This is a genomic window from Nitrospira sp. T9, from assembly GCF_052156535.1.
Classification (GTDB): domain Bacteria; phylum Nitrospirota; class Nitrospiria; order Nitrospirales; family UBA8639; genus Nitrospira_E.
In genome coordinates this window covers 1-24,992 of record NZ_JBQKUP010000016.1, presented here as the reverse complement: position 1 = coordinate 24,992, position 24,992 = coordinate 1, and the positions used below count along the sequence as shown (strand labels likewise).

The following is a 24,992-nucleotide window of genomic DNA, read 5'->3' as shown; positions in this document are numbered from 1 at the left end:
CCAAAGCTAATACCGGTAGGCCACTTTTTCCGCCAAGCGGAGCAGGGCAGCACCCAGTTTTTTATACAGTCCATCCACATAACACCGGTTGATGAGCAGAACCCAACCGGTCTGCCGTATCGAGAGCACCCACTGAGGGTTGAGAATTTTTTGCCCACGGGCTGTGGTGTACAGAACCAGCCAACCGAACAACACCACCAGCGTGGACACAATGATCAGGGCATCGAACACCTCAGGCGGGAAAGCCGCCGCCTTGAAAAATCCATTGGCCACACCCGGCTCCGGATAGAGAAAATGCGTAAATGTTTCCCCCGCCCATAAATACACAAATCCGATAAAAAACAACGTCGCGATCATTGCACCGGCAACCTTCCAGGAAGCCACAGCCTGCAGACGGTAGAGGCTGAATATCGCCTGGGAGGCCGTCACCCATCCGAAAAAGAGAAAGATCACCGCCCCATGAGAATCTTGAAGAGGAACCTCCAACACCCCATGGGCCACCAAAAGAATAATCAATGGCATGAGCAACGTGACGCTCAGCCCGGTCGTCCAGGTTAGTCCGGTGGGCAGTCTGGTTGGTCGATGACCGGAGGTTGGTGGAAATTTGGGTTCGTGTCGCGCGGCTTGAATGATACTTCCCGAAGCCAGAAACAGGGTGGCCTTGAAGAATCCATGCGCAATGAGGTGGAAGATGGCCAGGGCAAAGGCCCCCAGGCCACACTCCATGATCATGTACCCCATTTGTCCCATGGTAGAAAAACCCAGGGTTTTCTTGATGTCATTCTGAACCAACATCATCGAGGCTCCGAGCAGGACGGTGCAGACCCCCACGATGAACACCAGGTGGAGGGTCGAGGGAGACAGGGCGTACAACGGGGCTAACCGGTTCAGCAGAAACCCGCCGGCGTTGATGATCCCGGCATGCATGAGGGCGGAGACCGGCGTCGGGGAGTCCATCGTGTCCGGAAGCCAGACGTGCAATGGAAATTGCGCGGATTTGGCCATCGCGCCGACGAAAATCAGCAGTGCAATAACCGGAACGATACTGATTTCAAAGGGGAACCCGGACCACAACCGGATCATCGGAGGATCCAAGGCCGCCAATTGAAACACGTCCGCAAATTCGAAGGTACCGAAATACTGATAAATAAGAAGGAGGCCACACAGAAAACTAATATCCCCGATTCGATGAACCAATAACGTTTTTCGCGCATACTCACATGCCGCGGGATAAGAAAAATTGAAAGCCAATAGGAGATACAACACCCAGCTCAGGAGTTGCCAGAACAGAAACAACATCAGAAAGTTTGCGCTGGCGACCAGGGAGAGGATGGTAAAGGTCATCAACCCGAGTAACCCGAAAAACCGCTGGTACCCCGCGTCACCCTGTAAATAGCGGCGGGAATACAGATGAATGATCGTACTGACACTGGAGATGAGCACCATCATCACGGCCGTCAGTCGGTCGACCAACATCCCGAATGTCAGTGAAGGCGAGGCTCCGTGCCCCCATGACAAGAAGGTGAGTTGAAACGGACCTTCGGTACTCACGTGGTACAGGGTCAGAAACGAGAAAACGCTGGACCCGGCAGTGGCGACGATCCCGATCGACGCCACGCGGGACGCCAGACGTTTACCCTGCCAACCAATCAGCATGGCGGCCAGAAGCGGAAGGAGAGGAATGAAAACGGCTGTAGTCATATGGAACCAACCCCTGTCTCAGAGGCGAGGCGGCATCGGGAACATCCCGATAGCACAATCGCCGAGACGGAAATTCCTGTAATTAATATCGTATCCCGTTCCGATCAAGCATAATCCTTTTACTTAACGGTTGATGTTGGAGATAAGCAATAATGTGTTAGACCCAACTCATGGGCCTTTCGGGTTCTCACATCTTGGTGCCTTTGGGGAGAGAAAATCATGCCCGCTGAAACGCGCGGTCCACATCTCCAATCAGAAGGGAATGGATTTAAAGCCCGATTCATTTAATAGAAAGGAGAAGGGGCCTTGCTAATCATGCTGGAAATATTTAATGAAACCGTTTTCATTCTGAGCAAAAGCCCATGGGCTTCCAATTATCAGAATGAGAAGGAGTAGCATGCCCGGCAATCAATTTCTTAAAAAAATGCCTGCGGGAGGGCACAGCCCCTAAGAGGTTTATATATAAAGAGAGTGAGAGTGATCATACGGGGGCAAAGCATTGAAGTGTAGATATAACTCCGCGTAGTTCATGAACAGAACAAGGAGGTTGATCATGATTTCATCCAATCGGGTAACGGGTGACCCCTGGGTGTTGGTGACGGCTGCAGTGGGTACTCTAGGTTTTGTTTCATTAGTGTTTTGAGAGACTGCAACCCGCTCTGACTATGATAATGACAACTACATTCTCTATATGGCCACTGTCGTCCCAAATAATGCCAGCAAGCCAGGGTTAACGGATGATACGGCAACAGGCACCACTAGCGAAGCTGTCAGACAAGGAGTGGGCGAGACCAGCGGGCTATCAGGTTCTCGGGGAGAAGCATCGGTGGAGGTAAACGTTGGAAAGAACAAAAAACTGCCGAATCCGACGAGCTACTATGCCATTACAGGGCTAGGCCTTGAGGAACGCAAAAACAACCCCTGTTTCCTGAAGCTGTATGGGACCCTGGCGGATCCCCGTTACCAAGGAGGATAAGGGTGGTTGCGGAACAGGAACTTGAGCGGTGCAAGCACCTGTTGGGGGGGGATTGACTACAAAGACGTTAACTTTCCGGAGAGCGAAAGGAATTTTGACTTTACCAAAGATGGCAAACTTTTATCCGTAAAGTGAAGGTGTGTGGCGGGAATGCCGAGCTACTACCTCAACAAGCGCATAGTCACCAAATGTGGGAAATCAAGGGAGCCAAAATCATGGCCTCAGAAGTCAAACTCGAAGACCCGCCTGTATTAAATCCGGCCGTCATCGAGCTTCAAAACATAGAGAAATTTACCCGGGCCAACTGTTTCAACATAGTTGACCAGGCAGCAGAAAATAAACCGGGCTGGAGTGAGTGGTCAGCATGCCCAACGGGACAGGTTGCCACGGGTGTTCGGGCGTATTATGGAAAAGACAAATACTTTACCGGTCTAAAACTTCACTGTAAAAGCGTCGCTTCCAAGCGGATAGAGCCTTTTCCAATCAAGGACAACATTGGCTATTAGAGCGGAAGTGACCGTCAAAACCGGCGCCATTGAAAAATGACCGACCCGTAAATCTGCCACACCACTCGGTGGCTATTGCGGAGCAGATCGCTTTCAGGAAAATCCTGGATCGAAATTAGGATTAGCCTGAAAAAGAAAAGTCGAAATTGTGTTTTTATCAAGATATAACTTAGGTAAAAAACAGATTGGAAATCAAAAAAAGATAGAAATGGGAAAATGGGGTGAATGGATGGACGATCATCGAACGTTTTGAAATGAAAATCCTATCCGACATTGGCCGAATCAATCCTCTGAATTTTTACACTCCGCTGTGAATGAATTCTGTGATCTCTCAGTTTTTACCCCTCCAAATTCCAAAAGGGACTCATAATCCCCCTGATCGGCCATTTGAAGCGCTAGAATATATTCGCTTCGGCGTTTCCCCATTTCCTGTGAATTTTTCCCTCCGGTCCAGTCAATAGGTGGTTTTTTAAAAATCTTTAACATCAGGGCATCAGCCATCACACGTGCATGTCGCCCATTGCCATTTGGGAAAGGGTGGATTGCAACCAGACCATGGTGAAACCGAATCGCGATTTCTTCAGGTGGATAGGCTTTATGCTCAATCCAATAGCGAACATCATCCAATAGATTTCGAAGTTGTACTGCAATTTTACGGGGATCGACTCCGATATTTTTTTCCGTAGTACGAAATGTTCCAGCCCAGCTCCAAACCTCCCCAAACAATTGGCGATGAAGCTCACGCACATAGCTTTCCTGAATAATGTCTGATTGCCGGCTTCTTTTCATCCATTGCAAACCTTTCTGAATATTCGCCTGCTCTAAATAATCCAGCTCTTCCCGTGTGGTGACATGTTTGTGCCGGAGTCCATCCATTTCATCTGGATCAAGCGGCGTTTCCCCTTCTGGATATTTCATCGAATTCCTCATTCATTATTCCAAAAGTCTGGAGGAGGATCCTTAAGGATTTCATTGGTTAGACGATTGATTTCAAACTTCATTTGTTTTTCTGATAAGGCCTGATCTTCTAACGCCATATGGGTCTGCGCTTCTTTTAGACGTACAATAGCCTTTTCCCTGGCTCGGGCTTTCAGAATATTCTCCACATTTCGTTTGGGGACTATGGCATAGACAAGGTGACACTCCATCCCTTCAGCCATACCTTCCAAGGTTTTGAGCGTGACGCTTCCGGTCAATTCGTTTTTTTCGGTATTTGAGATATGACTCCTGGTGACCCCAAGTCGCCTGGCCAACTGTGCAGCAGAAATCCCGAGCGCTTTTCTTGTTGTACAAATCCACCCTTCTGGAGGAACAACAATATCACCAGCCTTCATAGAAGCTTTATTAATTTTGTCCCTATATTGTTTGCTGACGACTGATTTAATATTCATTTGTTCACCTATAAATATACAATTATATAAAAAATGTACACTAGTAGATAAACATTTAATATATTTTTGTCAAGTCATAAATATACAATAAATACTTAAACGTACACTTAAAGGTAAACATATTATCAAAATTAATCATCAAAAATGAAAAATATAAGACAATGATTAACCAAACAATTAAAAGGCTAAATTAAGTATTTTTATTTATCTCAGATGACAGGAAAAACCACGTTGTTTTTTATAGACCACAATCAATTTGAAAAGGAAATCTGACAAAAGATGGGAATATTACAAAAACTCTACAGGAAACTAACGTGTAGCCAAAGGCAATTCCGAGTGGTCCGAAAAATCAGGGAAGACCAAGGAACGCTCCCAAACACGAAAGCCCCTCCCTGAAGTCTCATTTCAAAAGACCATTTTTTATTTAAGAAAATGGGTTGCACCGAATCTTCTAGAATAATAAGAAAAGGCTTTAAAGGAGGGAACAGACATGGAGAAACACCCCATTGCTATAGAGCGAAATGACCTCTACCACCAGGTTTGGACCAGTCCCATGAATAAATTAGCCAAAAAATTTGGCATCTCCGATGTCGCCCTAGCCAAAACCTGTCGGAAGGCCAACATCCCCATACCGGGCCGAGGGTATTGGGCAAAAATTGCGGCTGGGAGGAGAATGAAACCAACACCACTTCCTGAGTTACCGGTTTCTTCATCAAACAAAATCTCGATTGGTGTGCAAAAATTCCGCTATCTAAAGTCCCCACTCCCTGAAGATAAAAGGCAAAACCCTGAAATTGAGAAAGCTTTAAAAAACCCCATTCATGTTCCCTCTCGATTAGGGAAACTTCACCCCCTCCTAGAGCAAATGCGGCCGAGTTTTGAAAAAGCCAAACCTGACAAATACCAGGCATTGTGGTGTCCTGAACTGCGAACCCATAATCTCCGAGTGAGCAAAAAAAGCCTGCCTCGGGCCATTCGTATTCTTAATACCCTCTACTATGCCCTTGAGGAGCGGGCCTACCCCATTGCCTTTCAACGCAAAGAAAAACCCAAGGTGACTGTGAGTATCCTTGGGGAATCCCTGGAGTTTGGAATCGAAGAGCGATTCCGACGCATCGAAATCAAATCAAAAAAGCCCGAAACTCTATCCTGGTGGGACCGAGACCGATTTCAATATCAGACCAAAGGAATATTAACTTTAAAAATTCTGGACTTTACGTTGGGAACACCTCTCCAAAAAATATGGAGCGATGGAAAGCGACAAAAGGTGGAAGATCTCTTAAATCCGTTCATCATTGGGCTCATCCAAGTGGCTCAATGGGAAAAGGCCGAACATCTCAAGCGGGAACGGGAACATCAGGAACGATTGGAGGCAGAGGAACGGCGAAAGGCCCTTGAGCAGAAGCGCTTGGAGGAGGAATCGCAAATACGGAAGCTTGACCAGTATGTTACCAACTGGCAGAAGGCTCAACAAATCCGAGCCTATCTAGCCGCACTCAAAGAAGCCGTGGATCAAAGGATGAAATCGAGTAAACCCAACCCAAAAGTCGATGAATGGTTCGCTTGGGCTAATCGTTATACAGACCAAATAGATCCTCTAATTTGGCCCTAATCCCCGCAACCGAGCCGCAACCTCAGCAATCGAGGGAACGCCATCCTAAACCTTTCAGTTAATAGCGTTTTTAAAAAGAGAAAATGGGGTGAGTGACGGGAATTGAACCCGCGACCTCCGGATCCACAATCCGGCGCTCTAACCAACTGAGCTACACCCACCATCACATGGAAGTTTCGAGCGGAGAAGAGGGCAATCTTATCAGAGGGCCATAGGTGTCGCAAGCCACATACCGATCGCGACCATCGAGGATGGTTGACCTATTTTTTCGAGAGAACCTCATATTTCAAGGACCATAAAGCCTTTTAAGCACCCAACAATTTACCCCGCGTTCAATTGACCACTTTCATAAAATTGTGTTAGAAAGCACACTTCGATTTTTTCTGGAGGAAAATATGGCTAATCGACATCATTCAGCAATCAAAGCAGCTCGGCAAACTCTGAAGCGCCAGGAACGCAATCGGTCTATCATGCGACGCGTCAGGACCTTTATCAAGAAAGTTCATGGAGCGGTCAAAGAGAACAAGGGCGACGAGGCTAAGGCTTCTTTGCGAGAAGCTACCTCTGAGCTGCATAAAGCCGTAACCAAAGGCACGCTTCATCGGAACACCGCCTCTCGTTGGGTTTCCCGTCTCGCATCCCGCGTCAACGCACTCTCACCCAAATAATACGGTCAAATGGTTACCGGTTCTCACGCCTTGTGAGATTTCATGCGGCCACCTAGGACTTTGCTGTCTGGACCGGCTTTGGTGGCCCGGCAAAGTTGGATGACCAGGTCATCCAGGATGAGCTTCGGACGTGATGCCCGCCCTCCCTTAAGAGCCGAATCAGCTTGAGCGAATAATTCCCATGCTCGACGGAGGTGGGATTGCTTCCACCGCTGCACCTGCTGGATAAATTCCCGCGCACGAAACGGAGGAATGCCTGCTTGGCGTGCCGCCAGCCCCGCATCATACCCTTCTTGCATCAACTCGTGCGTTTTCCAGATCTTCCGCATCTGCCAGAGAAAGGCACCCAACATACGTAAAGGTGCTTCGCCGGTTTCTAAATTTTTGGCCACGATATCCAATGCCCGCCCCTGATCCCCACGCGCAACGGCTTCCGACCAATCAAACACCGAAATACCAGGGGGTTTTCCTCTGACCGTTTCCACGTCTTGTGCCCGAACTCGATGACCTTCCGGCATAAATGCCACCAATTTTTCTAATTCACCGGCGGTCCCATACAACCCTTCGGCAACCTGATCCTTCAATATTTCAAGGGCACTGTCTTCCAACTCCAAGCCTAACTCTCGCGCTTGTTGCGTGACCCACCCTGCTCTTTGCCCTTCAAATAGAGGGGCGCATTCCACCACCGTCCCCCGCTTTTTAAGCTCTTGCACCCATTTCGTCCGCCCGTCCAATTTTGCTGCAGTGATGACCATCGTGGTTGTTTCATTGGGAGTCTGAAAATAGGGCATGAGAGCTTCCCCATCTCGAGCTGAGAGTTTATCTGCCCATTTAATGATGAGGAGTCGTCTCGATGAAAAAAACGAGGCCTCTTCCGAAATGGCTAATATCTCGGACGCATCGGTTTCATCGCCATAGACGACATCGACATGAAACATCTGCGAGAAATCATGGGCCGTTGAATGGTCCGATGACGTTGAAGCATCCTTTTCCTGTCCTGCCGCACGAAGAATGCCCAAGGCCTGATCGCGGAAATAGGGCTCTTCCCCAATCACCAAATACAGAGGAGATAACCCATGCCGGTTGATCTGACTTTGAAGTTCATGAACTTTCACGGTGAATACGCCTCAAGAAGCAGACAATCCTGCCAAATCATTCAGGTAATCAAGGCATCCGGGAATCTGGGGGTACGAGATCTCCGGAAGGCGCTAAGATCCCGGGGGATTCGTCACCATGGGATTCCTGATCCTGGATAGTCTCCTTTTTATTCCTGTCAAACACCCCCTGCTCCCTGGCCCCCAAAAATTGATCGGCTAAATCGGCAGCCACCTGTTGCCCCGCTTGTTCAACCGCCCGGTCCTGCAAAACCCGGTTAAATTGCAATCCCCTCTCGGCATCTGACGTGGATGTGGCATTCACAAAAAATTCGGCTGTACTGGTTCCGATTTGAGACCATCGGACTTTCTTAGTTTTCCGATCCTTCACCTTCAACAACACTTTCACCATAACCCGGCTTTCTTGTGTCTGCGTGCGAGTAAAGGCTAATGAAGAAAGCCCGATCGATAGTATCGCGCCTTCCATCACAAAATCGGCGGAGGCATCATCGACAAATTCGGCGCTTCCGACCGATTGGAACGCCTGGCGAAGATACCTGGTGTATTTGAATTCCAGGTTTGGTTCAAAGCTGTTATTTTTAAGCACAGGAAAGACCAGACGAACTGGCGGTCCTTGCGCCACATGGCCGCCGGCACTCCCCCCGATGACCGGCCCCGGCCCCTCAACCGTGAATTGATACCCACATCCGGCAGTCAGACACAGCAGGATGCCCAATCCGCTCATCATGAATCTCACCCGCTGAAGGAGCCAACAGGGTCGGTCTGAGTTAGATGACAAAATTCACCAGCTTTTGTTCCACATAGATAATTTTGCGAGCAACCTTACCTTGCAACCATTCCACCAATTTAGAATCCGCCTGAGCGCCTGCAATGATCTGCTCCTTTGTCGAACCGGCTGGAACCACGATCTTACTCCGAAGTTTGCCATTTACCTGGAGAGGAATCGTCCATTCGGCACTGGCCACCAGAACGGGATCAAAGTCGGGCCACCCCTGCCGGCTCATCCCTGGTCGCATTCCTAAGAGTTCCCACAACTCCTCAGTCACGTGCGGAGCAAAGGGTGCCAGCAACACCACTAACGTTTCCAGCGTTATTCGCCACCCGGCTCGCTCGCCGGCAGTTAAGGCCTCTCCAGGAAATTCTTTCCAGAACTTATACAACTCATTCACAAATTCCATAAGAGCCGCAATGGCCGTGTTAAATTGAAAGCCCCGCTCAAAATCTTCTGTGACCTTTTTAATCGTCTGATGTGTCGCCCGCTGCAATTGAGGGAGAAGCACCGACTTGCCGGAACCCGGATTGGAAGCCACCCCATTCACGACAGGAAGAAGATCCTGAACCAACCGCCATACCCGGTTGAGAAACCGATAGCACCCTTCCACCCCGGTATCGCTCCATTCCAAATCCTTTTCCGGTGGTGCAGCAAATAACGAAAACATTCTGGCCGTGTCCGCCCCATAGCGATCGCACAAGTCCTCAGGGGAAGCTATATTCTTTTTAGACTTGGACATCTTCTCAGTACGGCCTGTCACAATACTCCGCCCACAGTGAATACAGACCCGCCGCTCGCCCTCTTTTTTGATTTCGGTGGGAAGCATCCATCGATGCTCTTCGCACCAGTAGGTTTCCTTGGTCACCATGCCTTGGGTGAGCAAATGGATGAAGGGTTCATCAGCCGTTGTGAGACCCAGGTCCCGTAAAACTTTGGTAAAAAAGCGCGCATACAAGAGATGCAACACCGCATGCTCGATTCCGCCGACATATTGGTCTACCGCCATCCAATGTTGTGCGGCTTGGGGATTCACCGCTTGTGTGGTGTCTTTTGGCGAGCAATAGCGAAGGAAATACCAGGACGAATCCACAAAGGTATCCATGGTATCGGTTTCCCGGCGTGCCGGACCGCTACACGTGGGACAGGTGGCTTGCGAAAACGACGGAGATTCCTTAAGCGGAGACCCACCTTTTCCGGTGAACGGCACATCGTCAGGCAACAGCACCGGCAGGTCGCCTTCGGGAACCGGGACAATGCCACAACGATCACAATACAACATCGGAATGGGCGTCCCCCAATAGCGTTGCCTGGAGATGCCCCAATCTCTTAACCGGAAATTGATGGTTCGCTTTCCCCATCCCTGTGTTTCCACATATTCGCCGATGGCCTGCTTGGCTTGCGACACGGACATGCCGGAAAAATTCCCCGAGTTCACCAGGAGTCCGGCGGCATCCTGTTCTTCATACGCCGATTCCAGGGCTTCAGGGCCCAGTCGGCCTTCCAGGTCTTGAATCACCAGCCGAACCGGGATGTCATAGGTTTTCGCGAATTCAAAATCTCGTTGGTCATGAGCGGGAACGGCCATAATCGCCCCCGTCCCATATTCATACAACACAAAATTCGCCACCCAAATCGGGATACGTTCCTTGGTAAACGGATTGATGGCGTAGGCGCCGGTAAACACGCCTTCTTTTGCCCTGTCCGCGGCCGTACGCGTCGCTTTATCCACACGAGACACACGAGTCACAAACTCTCGAACACCGGCGGCCTCAGGTCTTCCGGCTATCAATTGTTCGACCAGGGGCGATTCCGGAGCCAGACTCATGAAGGTCGCGCCATGAATGGTATCCGGTCTGGTGGTAAACACCCGGATTGCCTGTAGCCCGGCTACGGTCTCCGCTAAGGGAAAATCCAGTTCCACCCCTTCGCTCCGGCCAATCCAGTGCCGCTGCATGGCGAGAACCCTGGCGGGCCAGGTCGCCAACCGCTCACAGCCGTCCAATAATTCCTGAGCATAGGACGTAATGCGAAAAAACCACTGTTCCAGTTCTTTTTGAATGACCACCGACTCGCATCGCCAGCACACCCCTCCGTCTTTTCCTTCTTGTGCCAGGACCTGCTCATTTGCCAATACCGTTTCACAAGAAAGACACCAGTTCACTGCCGAGCATTTTCGATACGCCAATCCACGCTCAACCATTTTCACAAAGATCCATTGATTCCAGCGGTAATATTCCGGCTGAGACGTATTCACCTCCCGATCCCAATCATAGGACAGACCCATCCGCTGGAGTTGCCCTTTCATATAGGCCACATTCTCTTGAGTCCAGACGTTGGGATGCACCCCTTTCTCAATCGCGGCATTCTCTGCCGGCAATCCGAAAGCATCCCATCCCATCGGGTGCAACACGTTATACCCACGCATCGTCTTATAGCGGGCCACAACATCCCCGATGGCATAGACGCGCACATGGCCCATATGTATCCGGCCCGAGGGATAGGGAAACATTTCCAAACAATAATATTTGGGCTTATCCGAATCTTCCTGAACCTGGAAAGTCCCGGATTGAGCCCAATATGCCTGCCACTTTGCTTCAACTGCCTGATGATCGTACGTATGCGCCATGCTTATGCCTTATGAAAGAAAATACGGTGATCGCCTCGATGAATACTCCACAAATACATCCCTGTTTTCTCGTCACAGGTAAGAAGAAATGTCGGTATAGGTGAAAAAATTTTCCGCGTTAAATTAGATAAAGAAATTCGGAAACTAGTGCGGGGAATTGCCTCCGGATTTGACGATGAGAAACCCTGCATTTTCAACAGTATCCTGAGGAATCTAGCATAGAGAACTCCACCCCACAAGCAAATCGCAAGGAGGTCGTTCAGACCATAGGATCGAGAATAAATGCACAGGGAAAAGGGAAAAACAGAACGCCTAGGACCGCTTGTTCGCCTTGCGGGACTTTACGGAAAAGGGTGAGGGAGGACGAGCGGTTGATCCGGAAATGGCACCAACCACTTCCTGATGTTCACGCTGGAGTTGACGATGATGCTCGATGAGGGGATCAACGATTTCGCCACACATCAAGCAGCGCCAGCCAGGCATCCAAATCTCGCCACTCGTGGCCAAATCCACAAAGTGATCGACTATCATGGTCCCCTGACATCGAGGGCATTGCATCCGTCATACCTCCTCTTTAAAAGTGATGTATGTATCCATCGGTGAGGCCCTCACAGACCTTAAATGCTTCAAAGGGGAGAAGGGGATGCCTCGTGTTCGTCGAAGAATGGACAACAGGACAATACAACCTCAAGAAAACACATATTCTCCTCCTATCTCATCACAGCCATCTCATTTTTTTCAAGGAAACGAAAAACCCACTTGCTCCAACCAATATTCCCACGCAGCAGTTCGGAAATCCGCCCACACCTGTTTTCAAAGAGGGTCTGTTGAAAAAAGCCACCAGCGGCGTTCTCGCCATTTTCCCGTGCTCACGTACTCAGCGTACGCTCCGCGCGTAAAAACGGCTGCGGCCTTGCTGGACGGACTTTTTTGAACCGACCCGGAGCCTTTGATGAGTAATCTAATCCTGGGCCAATTTGCCCTTGAACATCCTTATTATTCAACACTCCCAAAGAAGTCCCAGATCACATTTTGCGAGAATTGGTGGGCATCGACAACCATAGCCGACACCAACACTATAATCTGACGAAGGACTAGGAGCTCCCCTTCGAGGATTTGGCAGAACGCAGGGAAGGAAGAGGAATCATCGCGTCACCACGCAGTTTGCGATGGAAAGTGATGGCAAAGCGATGGGCTTCATCTCGAATGGTTTGGACCAGCCGTGTTGCCGGTGATTTCAGGGGCAGGATGATGGGCGTCTTCCGACCCGGCAGAAAAATCCGTTCGTCTTTGTCACCCTTCGCTTTGGCTAACCCACAAATCGCAACCTGTGAGAGACCAACGGCCGCCATCGCTTCCATGGCCGCACCTAATTGTCCGGCTCCCCCATCAATCACCACCAGGTCCGGCTCCGGCAAGGTTTTCCCTGGTTTGTTGGCCAACGATCCGCCATATCGGCGTTTCACCACTTCATGCATACTCGCAAAGTCGTTGGCTCCTTCAACCGTTTTAATCCGAAACCGCCGATAGTCTGACTTTTTCATTCTGCCCTGCTCCCAAACCACCATGGACGCCACTGAATAAGTCCCCATGGTATTGGAGATATCAAAGCATTCAATGCGGGTTGGAATCTGTGGCAACGTTAAGAGCGATTGAAGTTCTTCCACCGACTCACTGGATTCGGTTTGCACCCGAAGATGTTCGTTCAGAGCCACCGCCGCATTTTCCTGTGCGAGCTGGAGTAATTCATATTTAACCCCCCGCTCAGGAACCAGCACACGAACGGCTTCCTCTTTTTTCTCGGACAGCCACCGCTGGACGAGCGATTGATCGTCAAAACCCACAGGAAGCAACACCTCTTTGGGAGGCACGACTGTTTTGGCATAAAACTGTTCGAGCGTCGACCTCACCAGCTCTTCATCGGTGACGCCATGAGCGTCGGACCAGAAAAAATCCCGACGGCCGATCAACAGGCCGCCTCGCACAAACAGCATTTGGACATCCACTGCCCCTCCCAATCTGGCCAATCCCACGATATCCTGCTCCCGGGCGCTTATTTGTGCCACCCGTTGTTTAGCCAACATCCGCTCAATGTTTCCAATCTGATCACGCAGTCGAGCGGCTTCTTCAAACGCTTCCCGCTCCGCCGCGTCCTGCATGGCTGATCGTAAGGACTCGAGCAATTCCGTGTCCCGTCCTTCTAAAAACCAACGAACCTGCTTCACAATCTGATGATAGGCTTCCTTCGTCTGATTTCCCGTGCAAGGAGCCATGCAACGCTTGATTTCAAATTCCAGGCATGCCCGCTCAGCACTTCCATTAATATCGATCGTGCAGGTGGCCAGGGGGAACACCTTGCGAATAACTTTCAGGGTGTCGCGCATAGCTCCCGTGGGGACATACGGACCAAAGTATAACGCCTTGTCCTGTTTGACCCGGCGGACTATCGACAGCCTCGGGAAATCATCGTGAATCGGCAACCGGAGATAGGGATATTGTTTATCGTCCCGGAGGACCACATTAAACCGTGGGCGATGCCGCTTGATCAGATTACTTTCTAAAATGAGGGCTTCGAATTCCGAGTGGGTGACGATCGTTTCCAAATCCGCGATCTGCGAATACAGCACCCGGTTTTTAGGCGTGAGATCGGCCGCATGTTGAAAATATGATCGCACCCGGTCCGATAACACGGCGGCTTTTCCAATATAGATAATGTCGCCTCGTCGATCCTTAAAAAGATAGACCCCTGGTTGCTTGGGAAGATTATCCAATATTCCGCTCAAGCGACCTGGTTGGTCAGAAAGGACCTGAGAAGTCCGCATGGGTGTATCCATCACATCTTGTTTAGGAGTGTTGAATAATAAAGATGTTCAAGGACAAATTTGCCCAGGATTAGATTACTCATCAAAGGCTCCGGGTCGGTTCAAAAAAGCATGCCCTGAGTCTTCCCGAAGGGTCCGTCCAGTCCTGCCCTGAGCCATGCCGAAGGGAAGGCCACAGCCGTTTTTTCGCGCGGAGCGTACGCTGAGTACGTGAGCACGGGAAAATGGCGAGAACGCCGCTGGCGGCTTTTTTCAACAGACCCTGTTTTGACATTTCGATCATCAGACGATGGCGACGCCATCTGGCCGTTGTATCAACTCAATTTCATAGCCATCCGGCGCATCGATAAAAATAAACCGGCTGCCGGATGAGGATTGGGTGGGGCCATCCGTGATCGGCACACCTTTGGCTTGGAGTTCCTGAATCGTCTGTTCCAAATCCTCCACTTCAAAGGCCAAATGCACAAGATCCTCTTGAACCTTGACCGTCCCGCTACTTGGAAAACTGCACAACTCAATCAATTCCTCACTATTGGGGACAGCCAAAAATGCCAGATGCGAACCTCGTGGCGACACCTTTTGCTCCACGACTTCCAGCCCAAGGACCTCTCGATAAAAACCCAGCGTCTGCTCCATGTCACTCACCCGCATTCGCGTATGCAACAGTTTTTTCACCCGCATGCCATTCTCCTTTTCAACATTCACCTGTCCGACTTCGTGAACGGAATTTCTTTGAAGGAATCCCTCCGCATGAATCAAACTTCTTCCAAAAACAGAGAGGAAGTCCGCGATCCCCGTTCGGGAGACATCACTTTCGCTATTGTCACTCGTTGCTCCTCCCTGATCAAGATTGCTATCTTCTCTTGTTTTTCATAGACTTCCCCGGAAATTCCGATCGGTTCCCGTTCTCAAGGAGGAGACGTGACGACATTGATCATTTGCCGCCTGATCGTTTTTTGCCTCATCCTTGGGCTCTTCAATACCATTATCACTCCTCAAACCGTTCGTGCTGAAGGATTTCGTATTCTCGATCATGGCGCTTCGGCTACCGGCCAAGGCGCTGCCTTTACCGCCCAAGCCGATGATGCCTCAGCCCTGCACTACAATCCAGCGGGTATGACCCAGTTAAAAGGCATCCAATTTTATGGAGGAACTCTCTTGATCGGAGGCACGGTCCGATTCAAAAGCGACCTGGGACCAACCGTGAAGGGTGGTGTTGGTGGGACGATCTCCTCTCCCCCACCCAGTTCATTATTTCTTACCGCAAACCTCCCGGCCTTAGGCCTGGACAATCTCCCGAATTGGACCGTAGGAATTGGGGTCACCACCCCGTATGCCTTAAATATCGAATACCCCGATGATAGCCTGATTTCTCCCATACTCACGAGAGCGTCCCTTCCCCTTATCGATATCAAGCCCACTCTCGCCTACAAGGTGAATGACTTTATCGCTGTAGGAGGCGGGCTGGATATTTATACCTTTGCCAGCTTTCTGGGAGAAGGTCAGGCAGAGCTCCAACAGAATGCGGCGCCAGGCAATCCGTTTGGTATACCCGCTGGGACAGGCCTGGAAGCGAACGGGACTGACACCGCCCTGGGATTTAACGCCAGTGTCCTCTGGACACCCTTCCGCAATCAAGACGGCCATCCACTTATCAATCTTGCGTTTGTCTATCGGAACGGACCCAATTTGGACCTTAAAGGAGATTTTTTAGCCGGTGGAACCCGCCTTGCCGGTGCGTCCACGACCATTGAACTCCCCGATGTTTACACGTGGGCCATCGCCGGATGGCCTATTCGAAACGCGCAACATGAGTGGAAGGTGGAAGTGGATCTCGATTATGCGGATTGGTCCGGATTCAAAGACCTCAACCTGCAACTCTCTAATGGAGCGGTCATCCAAAATCCCCGCAACTATGGCGATGCCTGGATACTCATGGTGGGAACGGAATTCAAAGCCCTTTCCCCCTCTGCGCTCCCTCATTGGGATGTGGCCGTTCGAACGGGATACGTCCGATCGGAAAGCCCAATTCCCGACCGGACATTCGAGCCGGCGGTTCCCGATTCCGATTTTAATGCTTTTTCAGCCGGGATGGGCTTTCTCTGCCATGCTCCAGGAAAATTTTTGGGGATCCTCCCCTGTGACATTTTTGGTGCAAAAGCCATCGGGATGGATTTAGCCTATCAAGCGTTGCTGTATGATGAACGGAATGTTCAGAATAACCAACAACCACTATTAAACGGCAAATGGGATACCACCCTTCACGTTGGAGCCTTGTCCGTGCGGATGAATTTCTAATGCGTCTTCCCTGATTTTTTGTCCCCCCCCTTCACCCTTTTCGCCGATTCCATTACAGTCCTTCTACCGATTGACCTTCTCAATAGGAACATTCATGTCGCTCTTACCAAAATCCCATCGCATTGTGGAGCGTCCACTCATGGAGTTTCGTCCATTCGGGAAGGATAGCCAGGGTGTCACGATTCAGGATGTGAGCGGAATCGCCATCCGCGCCAATCTTGAATATCTGGAAGAGGCCATACAGCAACACCAGGGACCGGAAGCCGCAAAGGAGGCGTTGCACACTCTTGTCGCTCTACTGAATGAGCGTATTCCCGACCGGACCTATCATGTGACTGTCGATTTCCTCAAGAACCACTGGAACAGCTATTCCTATGAGTTTGCCATGTTTCTGGCCGAATTTTCTGTTCAGCTCTCGCACGAGGAGAATTTTCACTTCAATCTAGGACGGGAAAAATTTCTCTCGCCCATTATTCAAATCCTCGGGCGGCCATTTTCGATAGCCCAGATATACCGCCTCTTCCCGCATTTTGTCGAAAAATTCACCAAAGGTTCGCTCAAGCCGGAGGTCCTATCAGTCACTAATGGCCATGCCGTGATGCGGCTCCAATTGTCCGAGTCAACAATCAGACAGTTCGGCCCGTATCTCCAGGGCTGTGCCGAACGGATATGCCACACCACAAAGGCGACGGTTGCAGAGGTCCCGGCCCGCATGTTTGGAAAACGGGCTGCCTCGATCCAGGATCGGAGCTGTATCGCCGAGGGTGCCCCCCATTGTGAATGGGCCTTTACCTGGGAACCCGAGCGCCGGACCATGCGTGGATGGATTTTGGGCGGACTTGCATTGGGGCTGGCCACAATCGTGGCCTTGAGAGTTTTGGCTCACGATCAGCCCTGGTGGGTCATTGCCGGACTCTCCCTGCTTCCCCTGCTCATCCTTCCCTTGGCAAAACGGCTTTGGGATGATCGGCTGGAGATTCAAGAGCGCGGGAAAATCATTCAAGAACAATTGGAGGCGGCCGAGCAACGGCACGAAGAATTGCGGGAGGCCTACTTAGCACAAGAGCATACATTGATCGAGATCCGGCGACGAGTCGATGAATTGACCATGCTGCATCAACTCACCCTCCACATCGGCTCAACCCTCGACCGCGAAACCATTATCGGCTCAGGCCTCAAAGCCATTGTGGGCTCACTCTCCTTTGACCATGCCTGGGCAGCCGTATGGGACGCATCGCATCAACACTTTCATAAGATTCAATCAGAAGGCATGTCGGAACAGTGGACGGCATTGGTTCAAGACTCCCACATTCCCTCAGCCCCACGAGACCTCCTTCACAAAACTCTCCACACGCAAGAACCCCTCGTCATAGAGGACATCACGGATTTTCTGAGTCTGTGCCATCCCACCACTCAACAGATCTTGGTGGAAGCCGGGACGAAAAGCGGATTCTTGCTTCCCCTGATTAGTCAGAATCAACTACTTGGTGTGTTGATCGTGGGGAGTACGCACCAGAAAGCCATCCCCATCGCTGAACAAAACTTATTATCCACGGTCGCCCACGAAATGGCGATTGCCCTTGATACGGCGATTGCCTATGACGAGATCGAAGCCTTGAACATCGGTTTGGAACACAAAGTGCAAGAGCGAACGCTGGCATTACAACAGGCCAACACAGACCTGGAAGCCGCCAATCACCGACTCAAGGAACTTGACCGGATGAAATCCCAATTTCTGTCACATTGCTCTCATGAATTGCGCACACCTTTAACCTCGATTAAAGGATTCACGGAAAATCTGCTTCATGGAATGCTGGGACCACTCGCCGAACGCCAACACCTCTACCTCACCAGAATCAGTGCGAACGCCAATCGACTCACCCGTATGATTGCCGACCTTCTCGATTTATCGCGCATTGAGGCAGGGACCGTCTTGTTAGCCCAGGGATCTGTGTCATTGTCCGAACTCCTTGAGAATGTCACGCAGGAATTGCTGCCACTCACACAGACCAAGGCCCAACACCTGACGGTCGAACTTACAGAAGACCATTTGACCGCCTGGGGGGACCAGGACCGTCTCCATCAAATCGTCACCAATCTCGTCCACAACGCCCACAAATTTTCTCCACAAGAGGGACGCATCCTGGTGAAAGCTTCTCCCGCGCCTCCGGGTCACATCCTCCTCACGATCTCCGATACCGGTCCTGGGATTCCTCGAGAAGCTCAAGTCAGCCTCTTTCAACCCTTCTTCCAGGCTCACCGGATCCCGGAAATCGGTACGCAGGGGCTGGGTTTGGGACTCTCAATTGTGAAACAATTGGTGGAGCTGCACGGCGGGACCATCTCTGTAGAAAGCCAGCCTGGAGAAGGTGCCACGTTTCACATTCGTCTTCCGGCAGTCTGCCCTTCAACGCTCTCACCCTCCGCCCAAGCTTCCCATGAACCTCAAATCTAAGAAGGGGCGGTTGAAAAAAGCCGCCAGCGGCGTTCTCGCCATTTTTCCGTGCTCACGTACTGGAAGTACGCTCTGCGCGCAAAAATGGCTGCGGCCTTGCTGGACGGACCCTTCGGGAAGACTCAGGGCATGCTTTTTTGAACCGCCCCGAGGCCTCTGATATGCAACGTGCCTGTAGGTCAATATGCTCATGGAAATGAGTATTATTTAAGACTCCCAAGAATGCTCCATAGACTGCATACTGCAACACCATTCCCATTTCTCTAATCGGCTTGCCACAGGTCGGCAGAAAATTCCAGTAATCGCTCAGGATTTTTATCGTCCTACCGATAAACGTGGATAGTATTGCCTACGACATTATTGGAAGGGAGGTGGAACCATGAAAAAAGTCGCAAAAAAGAAACCGGCAAAAAAAGCCGCGGTGCGAATGAAAAAGTCTCCGGGGAAGAAAAAGGCGTCACGATAACGCCCCCGGACATCACACTGTGTAGGTCCGGGGAGTCGAATCTACTCCCCGGATTACACTTCTTCTTCTCCCAACCCCACACTCGCTTCCTCATTCATTTCGACCTCACACCCCATGTTCGCATTCGCACAAGTTGAGTTTGCAGTCAGGTTATGTGATAACTCCCGATCACCATTCCCCAAGTATTGCGAGAGCACCCGTTATGGACATTAATGCACAAACCCAACTCTGCGGCCTGTTAGGCAACCCGGTCGATCATTCGCTTTCTCCGGCTATTCACAATGCAGCCTTTCGTCAATTGGGATTAAATTTTGTCTATCTGGCCTTTCCCGTCCAGGATCTCGAAGGCGCAATTCGGGGCCTACGGGCTCTGGGCCACATTCGGGGACTCAGCGTGACCATCCCACATAAGGTCACCATTCTACCCTTGTTAGATTCCGTCGAAACTACCGCCAAACACATTGGCTCGGTGAATACCATCGTCAAAGACCGAGGCCTGTTAGTGGGCTCCAACACTGATGCATCCGGCGCGCTCCAAGCCTTGCGACAAGGTGGAGTGGAAACCACCGGACAACGGGTCGTCATTCTAGGTTCCGGAGGGGCTGCTCGCGCCATTGCCTTCGCACTCGGCGTGGAAGGTAAAATTGAACATCTAACCCTCCTAGGCGTCGACGATCAGGAACGAACAACCTTGGCGAACGACCTCAAAGCTAAAACACCCATCTTCTTGCACGACGACTCCTTAACACCTGAAGCACTGCAATCTGCATTGGCACAGGCCCAATTGCTTATTCATTGCACACCCATTGGCATGCACCCAAGGGTCGAGGAAAGCTGTGTTCCCAAGCATCTGTTGCACCGCGATCTGACGGTCATGGATATTGTTTACAACCCACTCAATACGCGTTTATTGCAGGATGCACAGGCGGCGGGATGCCGCACCATCCAAGGGATCAACATGTTTCTCTATCAGGCTGTGGGGCAGTTTGAACTCTGGACCGGCAAGTCCGCACCGATCGAGGTGATGCGTAACGTGCTCACCTCCCACTTCTCTTGAATAAAGGATATCGGGTTCGGATATTGTTCCCGGCCTCAACGAGAGTCTTTGCGATGGAGAATTCCATAGGAGAAAGGAGTGGCCGGGGTGACATTCCTCCACATGTGTCACCTACCCGCTGGCCGGAACGAAATTCGCCCTGCCTCCCCTCCGGTTTTCTCAACGACTCTCACAAGAAAGTTCTTTCCGGTTCTGTTCCAACCCCTCCGAGAAGGGTTTCCTACCAACACCTCAAAACAGGAGATTTATGAATATTGTCTTCATAGGATACCGGGGAACAGGGAAAAGCACTGTGGCAGCCATTCTGGGTCAACGTCTGAAACGAAAAGTCATCTCCACTGATGAGGAAATCGTCAAGGAAGCCAGGCAAACCATTCCTCACCTTATCGAGCAATTCGGGTGGGATCATTTCCGCGGGCTGGAAACGCAGATGTGTCAAAAGCTCACCGACCAGGACAATCTGGTTATCGACACGGGCGGGGGACTCATCCTGAAGGAAGAAAACGTCCGAATGCTTAAAGAGAATGGAAAGATTTTCTGGCTGACTGCCGAAGTTTCAACGATTGCCAGCCGGATTTCTGGCGATACGCAGCGGCCCTCTCTATCAGGCACCAAAACGTTCGTAGAAGAAATCGAAGAAATTCTCGAGATTCGCAAACCTCACTACCAAGCCGCCGCCGATCATGTCATTCCAACCGACCAAAATTCCCCGGAACACATTGCTGATGCCATTCTTTCCCACATTTCAACCTAGAGACTTCACTCAGGGGACTGGACAGCAGAGATCGGTCAGTACAAAAAAAGAGAGATCGTAAGAAACTCCGCTAGGCTCACATACTGCCCGCTTTTTCTCCTTGGTGTCGGATGTACGGCTTCGCCACCCCACAGACCAGGTTCTCTTTTAATCCTCGCCCCATTGGGGAAAGAGGAGACGCCAAACAGTATAGGAGTGGGGAATAAAGCAGTCTAATGCAGTTAACCAACTATGGTATCCATGTCGTTTTTGGAGATGCCGGGTTTCGCCCCGGCGAACGAGGTCCTTTTGTTTCGGCAAAAGGACCCAAAACCACGGTGGCCGTGGCGTGGCCCTTCGGGTGCCCTGCGCCGTATCGCCGACTCCGGCGGCGCGCAAACTCGCTCCGCTCAAACAATGCGCGCCTTCCTCCGAAGTCGGCAACACGACTTGGCCACGCCACAAGGCCACGGGATGTCAATGATGCTCTGATCTTCTGTGACGAATCTCGGCATCACAAAATTCTCTCGTGCGGCCTTGGAACGTGGTATTTGAATATCCACTTCACCCTTCTCCCTCTGCCGACGCCTGCTGACAGGCTCAAGGGACGGACGCTCTGATGATTCAGCAGACCTTGTCTGAGCGCAGCGAGTTGGTCTGCTCTCCTAAGGCTCGCGTCTGTCCCATCCAATGAAACCTGTCTGGGCGTCACTGGTTTTGGCGACTTTTGCCGAAACAAAAGTGGCTCGGCTGGCGGGACGAACCCCCGCACAAAAAGATATCAAGAAGGCGCCGGTTCCAGTCTTGGATAAAATCTAACTTGCCCAGGAACCCGGCATGGGAGCGGCCACCGCCGGACCAGCTCAGATGGTCTCGACTTGAAAGATGCATGATTGCAAGACCTTACCCCGAATGCGTTTTTAGGGCTTTTTCGTGGGCTTTGAGGTTTTACCAGGTAGGCAAGAAGCACACATCCAAAGCGGCTTCTCAAGGTCAAACCAGGCCTTGGTCCAAGAGTTTGTCGAGTTGATCCCGAAATTGACGCTTCAGGTGTTCCGTATTGTCGTATTTGGTCCAGAAATGTCCAAGTTCCTTGAGTCTGTCCTGGAACTTCCGTAACGATTGCAAGTCATCTAAATTCGCGTCATCGATAGAAATTATTGTCTTCTTGAAAAAAGTGTAAATTTGTGGACTACCCTTCCTCTGAAAAGCCTGATGAGCGGCATCAAATTCCTCTTCGGTAAATTTTCCGGTCCTCGTCATAAACAAGCTCACAAAAATGTCGCAAGACCGGACCTCACGGTTGTACTCATTCTGAAGTCTAGTGTCGGACATGGCATCCAGGAAATTTTCCCACCGGACGATCTCCAAGTAGACACCCTGTTGGCGCGACCGGTCATTCTGCTGTCTGAAATACAGATCGAAGGCATCCCGATCCTCCCGTAGCTCCTCGGAAGAGGCCAGGAAAATTTTAATGGTTTTGATCCGAGCCGGTCCGGGAGAAGAAACTTCCGATGTATCATTCTGATCATCTGAGGGCTTGTCGGCCCAGCGGGGAAGGTCCTCCAATTTCAGGCCATCGAGCAACTCAAGCACGCTGACATCTTCGTAACTCCCTGGACACTCGATGGCCAATTTACGATCCTGTTTCCGTTTGAGCAGACGTTTCTGCTCAAACATTTCCGGCAACGCAGAGACCACGCATTGGGAACAGACACAGGGGATCCATTTTCCCAGTTTTTCCTCCAGGCCAGGGAAGCCCGCATTGAGCGCATCCAGGTCACTGGCAATGACGCTCAAAAGTGCTTGCCGCTCAGGTCCTCGTGCCCGAAGGACAATTTCATTGCCACGGGGCGTAATCTGAACGAGCACTTGTGTCTGCTCCCGTTCGAACAGCACTCCCGTGGCCCAAGCCATCTCGGGACGGGGAACAAACCGATGCATGCGAACCATCAGCCGGCTGATGAGACCTTTGGGTAAAAAGCCATATCGGTAGCTTAACACCAGATCGCCGACCTTGGCCCACCAATCCAGCGCCGGAGGAACGGAAGGTGAGAGCAATTGAGGCGCCAGCCAGGTGTCCTTCTGATCCCTCAGGGCGTAGCACAATTCGAATTTTTCCATCAGCGCCAGCAGCTCAGGATGCATGTTGGCGTATTCCGATGTCGCCCAGACCCGTTCGCAATCCATGAGCGTAAAACGGCCCAGGTGCCCCACCACCTTGGGATCGTCCAAGATGCGAAACACCGCGTCGGTTGCCCAGGGGTTTTGTAAAATCACGGTCCGGCACAACAACCGGTCGGCCTGGAAATGCAGAAAGACACCCAGGTCATGCAGGTAGCGGCTCAAATGAAGGGCCTTTGTGCGGTCAAACTCAAGATGCCGACGGTAGACGGCGAAATAGTCCTCCTGCGAGATATAGGGTCGGTGCGTAGCTTCCTCCTCAAGAGCGCCCCGAATAGAGACCCATTTGGCGGGCACCTCCTCTCCCACATGGGGAAGCCGCTGCACAGAAAATTCAATCGCTGCAGAGAGTGGCTTGACAGAATCGGGTTTATCCAAATTGCCTCGATAGACTTCCTTCACGTTTGGAAACCGGCCTTTGATCCCTGCCTCGTCAATCGCCTTGCTCCGGCCACCCTTTTCATTCTGAAAAATCAGCACAGGACTCCGGTCACTGAGCAGCTCGATAATCTCCAACCAATACCTGAACCCTTCGTCGGTGGCGGACTTGTGATTTTTTGCCGTATCGTCCAGAAGAATATAGAGGGAATTTTTCGTCAGAAAAAACTGGTGCGTGGCATGGTAGATCTGTTGCCCACCAAAGTCCCACACGTTCAACCTGAACGTCCGGCCATTGGCCAGTGCAAAGTCATGCCGATGAATATCGATACCTTTAGTGGTCTCGTATTCCTCCGGCAACGGTTGATCGGGGTGATACAGCCGGCGTAGCAGACTCGTTTTCCCTGCCCGTCCTTCACCCACAATCAGCATCTTGGCTTCGAAGAGCTGGTCTACCCCCTGCACATCGATCTCCCGGAAATAGTTCAGAACCGCCTCAAGCCCTTGTTTAACGACTTCTGGTGGAGGATGAATAAGCGGACATTCCCACACATAAATGCCCTCTCCCCATGTTTCACCCGTTTCCCATTTGGCAGGTATGCCCTTCTCAAATAGCCGTTTTAAGGGTAAAAGGTCAGAAATCAGCGTCTTGCTGACATTCAGATGGACCATGGAACTCAGATTCGAAAGAGGGGATAGGTCGGCAAGATAACTATTTTTTAAATCGAGCGTCGTGAGGTTGGTCAGCCCCGCCAAATGCTTCATCCCCGCGTCCCCAATCCTATTCCACCCCAGCTCGAGCCTCGTGAGGTTCGTGAGCCCCGCCAGATGCTTCATCCCCGCGTCCCCAATCTCGTTGCTCGCCAGCTCGAGCCTCGTAAGGTTCGTGAGCCCCGCCAGATGCTTTACCCCTGCGTCTCCAATCCGGTTCTCCCCCAGCTCGAGCGTCCTAAGGTTCGTGAACCCGGCCAAATGCTTTACCCCGGCGTCCCCAATCTGGTTGCTCCCCAGGTGGAGCGTCGTGAGGTTCGTCAGTCCCGCCAGGTGCTTCACTCCCGCCTCTCCAATCTGGTTGCCCCCCAGCTGGAGCCTCGTGAGATTCGAGAGCCGCGCCAGGTGCTTCACTCCCGCGTCCCCAATCTGGTTGCCCCCCAGCTGGAGCGTCGTGAGGTTCGAGAGCCGCGCCAGGTGCTTCACCCCCGCCTCCCCGATCTTGTTCCACCCCAGCTCGA

Annotated in this window: 20 protein-coding genes and 1 tRNA gene; 9 read left to right on the top strand and 12 right to left on the bottom strand. The window is 51.2% G+C overall.

Annotated elements, in window-relative coordinates; translation table 11 throughout:
* Positions 1-6: 6 nt before the first annotated feature.
* Entirely contained in the window at positions 7-1,701 is a 1,695-nt protein-coding gene (locus ACTRXD_RS00790) for an NADH-quinone oxidoreductase subunit 5 family protein (RefSeq protein WP_442429984.1), read from the bottom strand.
* A gap of 691 nt (positions 1,702-2,392) precedes the next feature.
* Here ACTRXD_RS00790 and ACTRXD_RS00785 point away from each other — a divergent pair.
* Entirely contained in the window at positions 2,393-2,677 is a 285-nt protein-coding gene (locus tag ACTRXD_RS00785) for a hypothetical protein (protein ID WP_442429983.1), read from the top strand.
* Between the two features lie 215 nt (positions 2,678-2,892).
* On the top strand, positions 2,893-3,183 hold the full coding sequence (locus tag ACTRXD_RS00780; protein WP_442429982.1) for a hypothetical protein: 291 nt from the start codon (positions 2,893-2,895) through the stop codon (positions 3,181-3,183).
* A gap of 282 nt (positions 3,184-3,465) precedes the next feature.
* On the opposite strand, the gene ACTRXD_RS00775 is transcribed toward ACTRXD_RS00780, so the two are convergent.
* A complete protein-coding gene (locus tag ACTRXD_RS00775; RefSeq protein WP_442429981.1) occupies positions 3,466-4,101 on the bottom strand; it encodes a mobile mystery protein B in 636 nt (211 codons plus the stop codon).
* A gap of 8 nt (positions 4,102-4,109) precedes the next feature.
* Entirely contained in the window at positions 4,110-4,574 is a 465-nt protein-coding gene (locus ACTRXD_RS00770; RefSeq protein ID WP_442429980.1) for a mobile mystery protein A, read from the bottom strand.
* Positions 4,575-5,064: 490 nt separating this feature from the next.
* On the opposite strand from ACTRXD_RS00770, the gene ACTRXD_RS00765 reads away from it, so the two are divergent.
* Complete coding sequence (locus ACTRXD_RS00765; RefSeq protein WP_442429979.1) at positions 5,065-6,186, top strand: hypothetical protein; 1,122 nt, start codon at positions 5,065-5,067, stop codon at positions 6,184-6,186.
* An 84-nt stretch (positions 6,187-6,270) separates the two neighbouring features.
* Here the strand turns inward: ACTRXD_RS00765 and ACTRXD_RS00760 are convergent.
* Positions 6,271-6,347: transfer RNA gene (locus ACTRXD_RS00760), tRNA-His, on the bottom strand.
* A gap of 234 nt (positions 6,348-6,581) precedes the next feature.
* Here ACTRXD_RS00760 and rpsT point away from each other — a divergent pair.
* Positions 6,582-6,854 carry a 30S ribosomal protein S20 gene (gene rpsT, locus ACTRXD_RS00755; RefSeq protein ID WP_442429978.1) on the top strand — a complete coding sequence of 91 codons (273 nt, stop codon included), beginning with the start codon at positions 6,582-6,584 and terminating at the stop codon, positions 6,852-6,854.
* A gap of 23 nt (positions 6,855-6,877) precedes the next feature.
* On the opposite strand, the gene holA is transcribed toward rpsT, so the two are convergent.
* The 4 genes from holA to ACTRXD_RS00735 form a co-directional block, all read right to left on the bottom strand.
* Positions 6,878-7,969, bottom strand: a complete 1,092-nt coding sequence (gene holA / locus ACTRXD_RS00750) for a DNA polymerase III subunit delta (RefSeq protein ID WP_442429977.1) — start codon at positions 7,967-7,969, stop codon at positions 6,878-6,880.
* A 49-nt stretch (positions 7,970-8,018) separates the two neighbouring features.
* Positions 8,019-8,696 carry an LPS assembly lipoprotein LptE gene (gene lptE / locus ACTRXD_RS00745; RefSeq protein WP_442429976.1) on the bottom strand — a complete coding sequence of 226 codons (678 nt, stop codon included), beginning with the start codon at positions 8,694-8,696 and terminating at the stop codon, positions 8,019-8,021.
* A gap of 40 nt (positions 8,697-8,736) precedes the next feature.
* Positions 8,737-11,367 carry a leucine--tRNA ligase gene (leuS, locus tag ACTRXD_RS00740; protein WP_442429975.1) on the bottom strand — a complete coding sequence of 877 codons (2,631 nt, stop codon included), beginning with the start codon at positions 11,365-11,367 and terminating at the stop codon, positions 8,737-8,739.
* 312 nt (positions 11,368-11,679) lie between these two features.
* Positions 11,680-11,925, bottom strand: coding sequence for a hypothetical protein (locus ACTRXD_RS00735; RefSeq protein WP_442429974.1), 246 nt, complete (start codon positions 11,923-11,925; stop codon positions 11,680-11,682).
* 92 nt (positions 11,926-12,017) lie between these two features.
* Here ACTRXD_RS00735 and ACTRXD_RS00730 point away from each other — a divergent pair, with 92 nt between their 5' ends.
* On the top strand, positions 12,018-12,266 hold the full coding sequence (locus ACTRXD_RS00730; protein ID WP_442429973.1) for a hypothetical protein: 249 nt from the start codon (positions 12,018-12,020) through the stop codon (positions 12,264-12,266).
* A gap of 195 nt (positions 12,267-12,461) precedes the next feature.
* On the opposite strand, the gene uvrC is transcribed toward ACTRXD_RS00730, so the two are convergent.
* Both uvrC and ACTRXD_RS00720 read right to left on the bottom strand, forming a co-directional pair.
* Entirely contained in the window at positions 12,462-14,189 is a 1,728-nt protein-coding gene (uvrC, locus tag ACTRXD_RS00725; RefSeq protein ID WP_442429972.1) for an excinuclease ABC subunit UvrC, read from the bottom strand.
* A gap of 282 nt (positions 14,190-14,471) precedes the next feature.
* Entirely contained in the window at positions 14,472-14,870 is a 399-nt protein-coding gene (locus ACTRXD_RS00720) for a VOC family protein (protein ID WP_442429971.1), read from the bottom strand.
* A 240-nt stretch (positions 14,871-15,110) separates the two neighbouring features.
* Here ACTRXD_RS00720 and ACTRXD_RS00715 point away from each other — a divergent pair, with 240 nt between their 5' ends.
* The 4 genes from ACTRXD_RS00715 (at position 15,111) to ACTRXD_RS00700 (ending at position 21,219) form a co-directional block, all read left to right on the top strand.
* Positions 15,111-16,487 carry an OmpP1/FadL family transporter gene (locus ACTRXD_RS00715; protein WP_442429970.1) on the top strand — a complete coding sequence of 459 codons (1,377 nt, stop codon included), beginning with the start codon at positions 15,111-15,113 and terminating at the stop codon, positions 16,485-16,487.
* 94 nt (positions 16,488-16,581) lie between these two features.
* Complete coding sequence (locus ACTRXD_RS00710) at positions 16,582-18,942, top strand: GAF domain-containing sensor histidine kinase (RefSeq protein WP_442429969.1); 2,361 nt, start codon at positions 16,582-16,584, stop codon at positions 18,940-18,942.
* Between the two features lie 668 nt (positions 18,943-19,610).
* Positions 19,611-20,465, top strand: coding sequence for a shikimate dehydrogenase (locus tag ACTRXD_RS00705; RefSeq protein WP_442429968.1), 855 nt, complete (start codon positions 19,611-19,613; stop codon positions 20,463-20,465).
* Positions 20,466-20,712: 247 nt separating this feature from the next.
* Entirely contained in the window at positions 20,713-21,219 is a 507-nt protein-coding gene (locus ACTRXD_RS00700) for a shikimate kinase (RefSeq protein ID WP_442429967.1), read from the top strand.
* A 147-nt stretch (positions 21,220-21,366) separates the two neighbouring features.
* On the opposite strand, the gene ACTRXD_RS00695 is transcribed toward ACTRXD_RS00700, so the two are convergent.
* A complete protein-coding gene (locus tag ACTRXD_RS00695) occupies positions 21,367-21,669 on the bottom strand; it encodes a hypothetical protein (RefSeq protein ID WP_442429966.1) in 303 nt (100 codons plus the stop codon).
* 522 nt (positions 21,670-22,191) lie between these two features.
* A partial coding sequence (locus tag ACTRXD_RS00690) for a COR domain-containing protein (RefSeq protein ID WP_442429965.1) occupies positions 22,192-24,992 on the bottom strand: 2,801 nt, incomplete at its 5' end.

What these genes read in the sequence shown, in the direction of transcription:
- ACTRXD_RS00790 (WP_442429984.1), bottom strand. Translation starts at nt 1,701, where the DNA reads ATGACTACAGCCGTTTTCATTCCTCTCCTTCCGCTTCTGGCCGCCATG.
- ACTRXD_RS00785 (WP_442429983.1), top strand. Translation starts at nt 2,393, where the DNA reads ATGGCCACTGTCGTCCCAAATAATGCCAGCAAGCCAGGGTTAACGGAT.
- ACTRXD_RS00780 (WP_442429982.1), top strand. Translation starts at nt 2,893, where the DNA reads ATGGCCTCAGAAGTCAAACTCGAAGACCCGCCTGTATTAAATCCGGCC.
- ACTRXD_RS00775 (WP_442429981.1), bottom strand. Translation starts at nt 4,101, where the DNA reads ATGAAATATCCAGAAGGGGAAACGCCGCTTGATCCAGATGAAATGGAT.
- ACTRXD_RS00770 (WP_442429980.1), bottom strand. Translation starts at nt 4,574, where the DNA reads ATGAATATTAAATCAGTCGTCAGCAAACAATATAGGGACAAAATTAAT.
- ACTRXD_RS00765 (WP_442429979.1), top strand. Translation starts at nt 5,065, where the DNA reads ATGGAGAAACACCCCATTGCTATAGAGCGAAATGACCTCTACCACCAG.
- rpsT (WP_442429978.1), top strand. Translation starts at nt 6,582, where the DNA reads ATGGCTAATCGACATCATTCAGCAATCAAAGCAGCTCGGCAAACTCTG.
- lptE (WP_442429976.1), bottom strand. Translation starts at nt 8,696, where the DNA reads ATGATGAGCGGATTGGGCATCCTGCTGTGTCTGACTGCCGGATGTGGG.
- leuS (WP_442429975.1), bottom strand. Translation starts at nt 11,367, where the DNA reads ATGGCGCATACGTACGATCATCAGGCAGTTGAAGCAAAGTGGCAGGCA.
- ACTRXD_RS00735 (WP_442429974.1), bottom strand. Translation starts at nt 11,925, where the DNA reads ATGCAATGCCCTCGATGTCAGGGGACCATGATAGTCGATCACTTTGTG.
- uvrC (WP_442429972.1), bottom strand. Translation starts at nt 14,189, where the DNA reads ATGCGGACTTCTCAGGTCCTTTCTGACCAACCAGGTCGCTTGAGCGGA.
- ACTRXD_RS00720 (WP_442429971.1), bottom strand. Translation starts at nt 14,870, where the DNA reads ATGCGGGTGAAAAAACTGTTGCATACGCGAATGCGGGTGAGTGACATG.
- ACTRXD_RS00710 (WP_442429969.1), top strand. Translation starts at nt 16,582, where the DNA reads ATGTCGCTCTTACCAAAATCCCATCGCATTGTGGAGCGTCCACTCATG.
- ACTRXD_RS00705 (WP_442429968.1), top strand. Translation starts at nt 19,611, where the DNA reads ATGGACATTAATGCACAAACCCAACTCTGCGGCCTGTTAGGCAACCCG.
- ACTRXD_RS00700 (WP_442429967.1), top strand. Translation starts at nt 20,713, where the DNA reads ATGAATATTGTCTTCATAGGATACCGGGGAACAGGGAAAAGCACTGTG.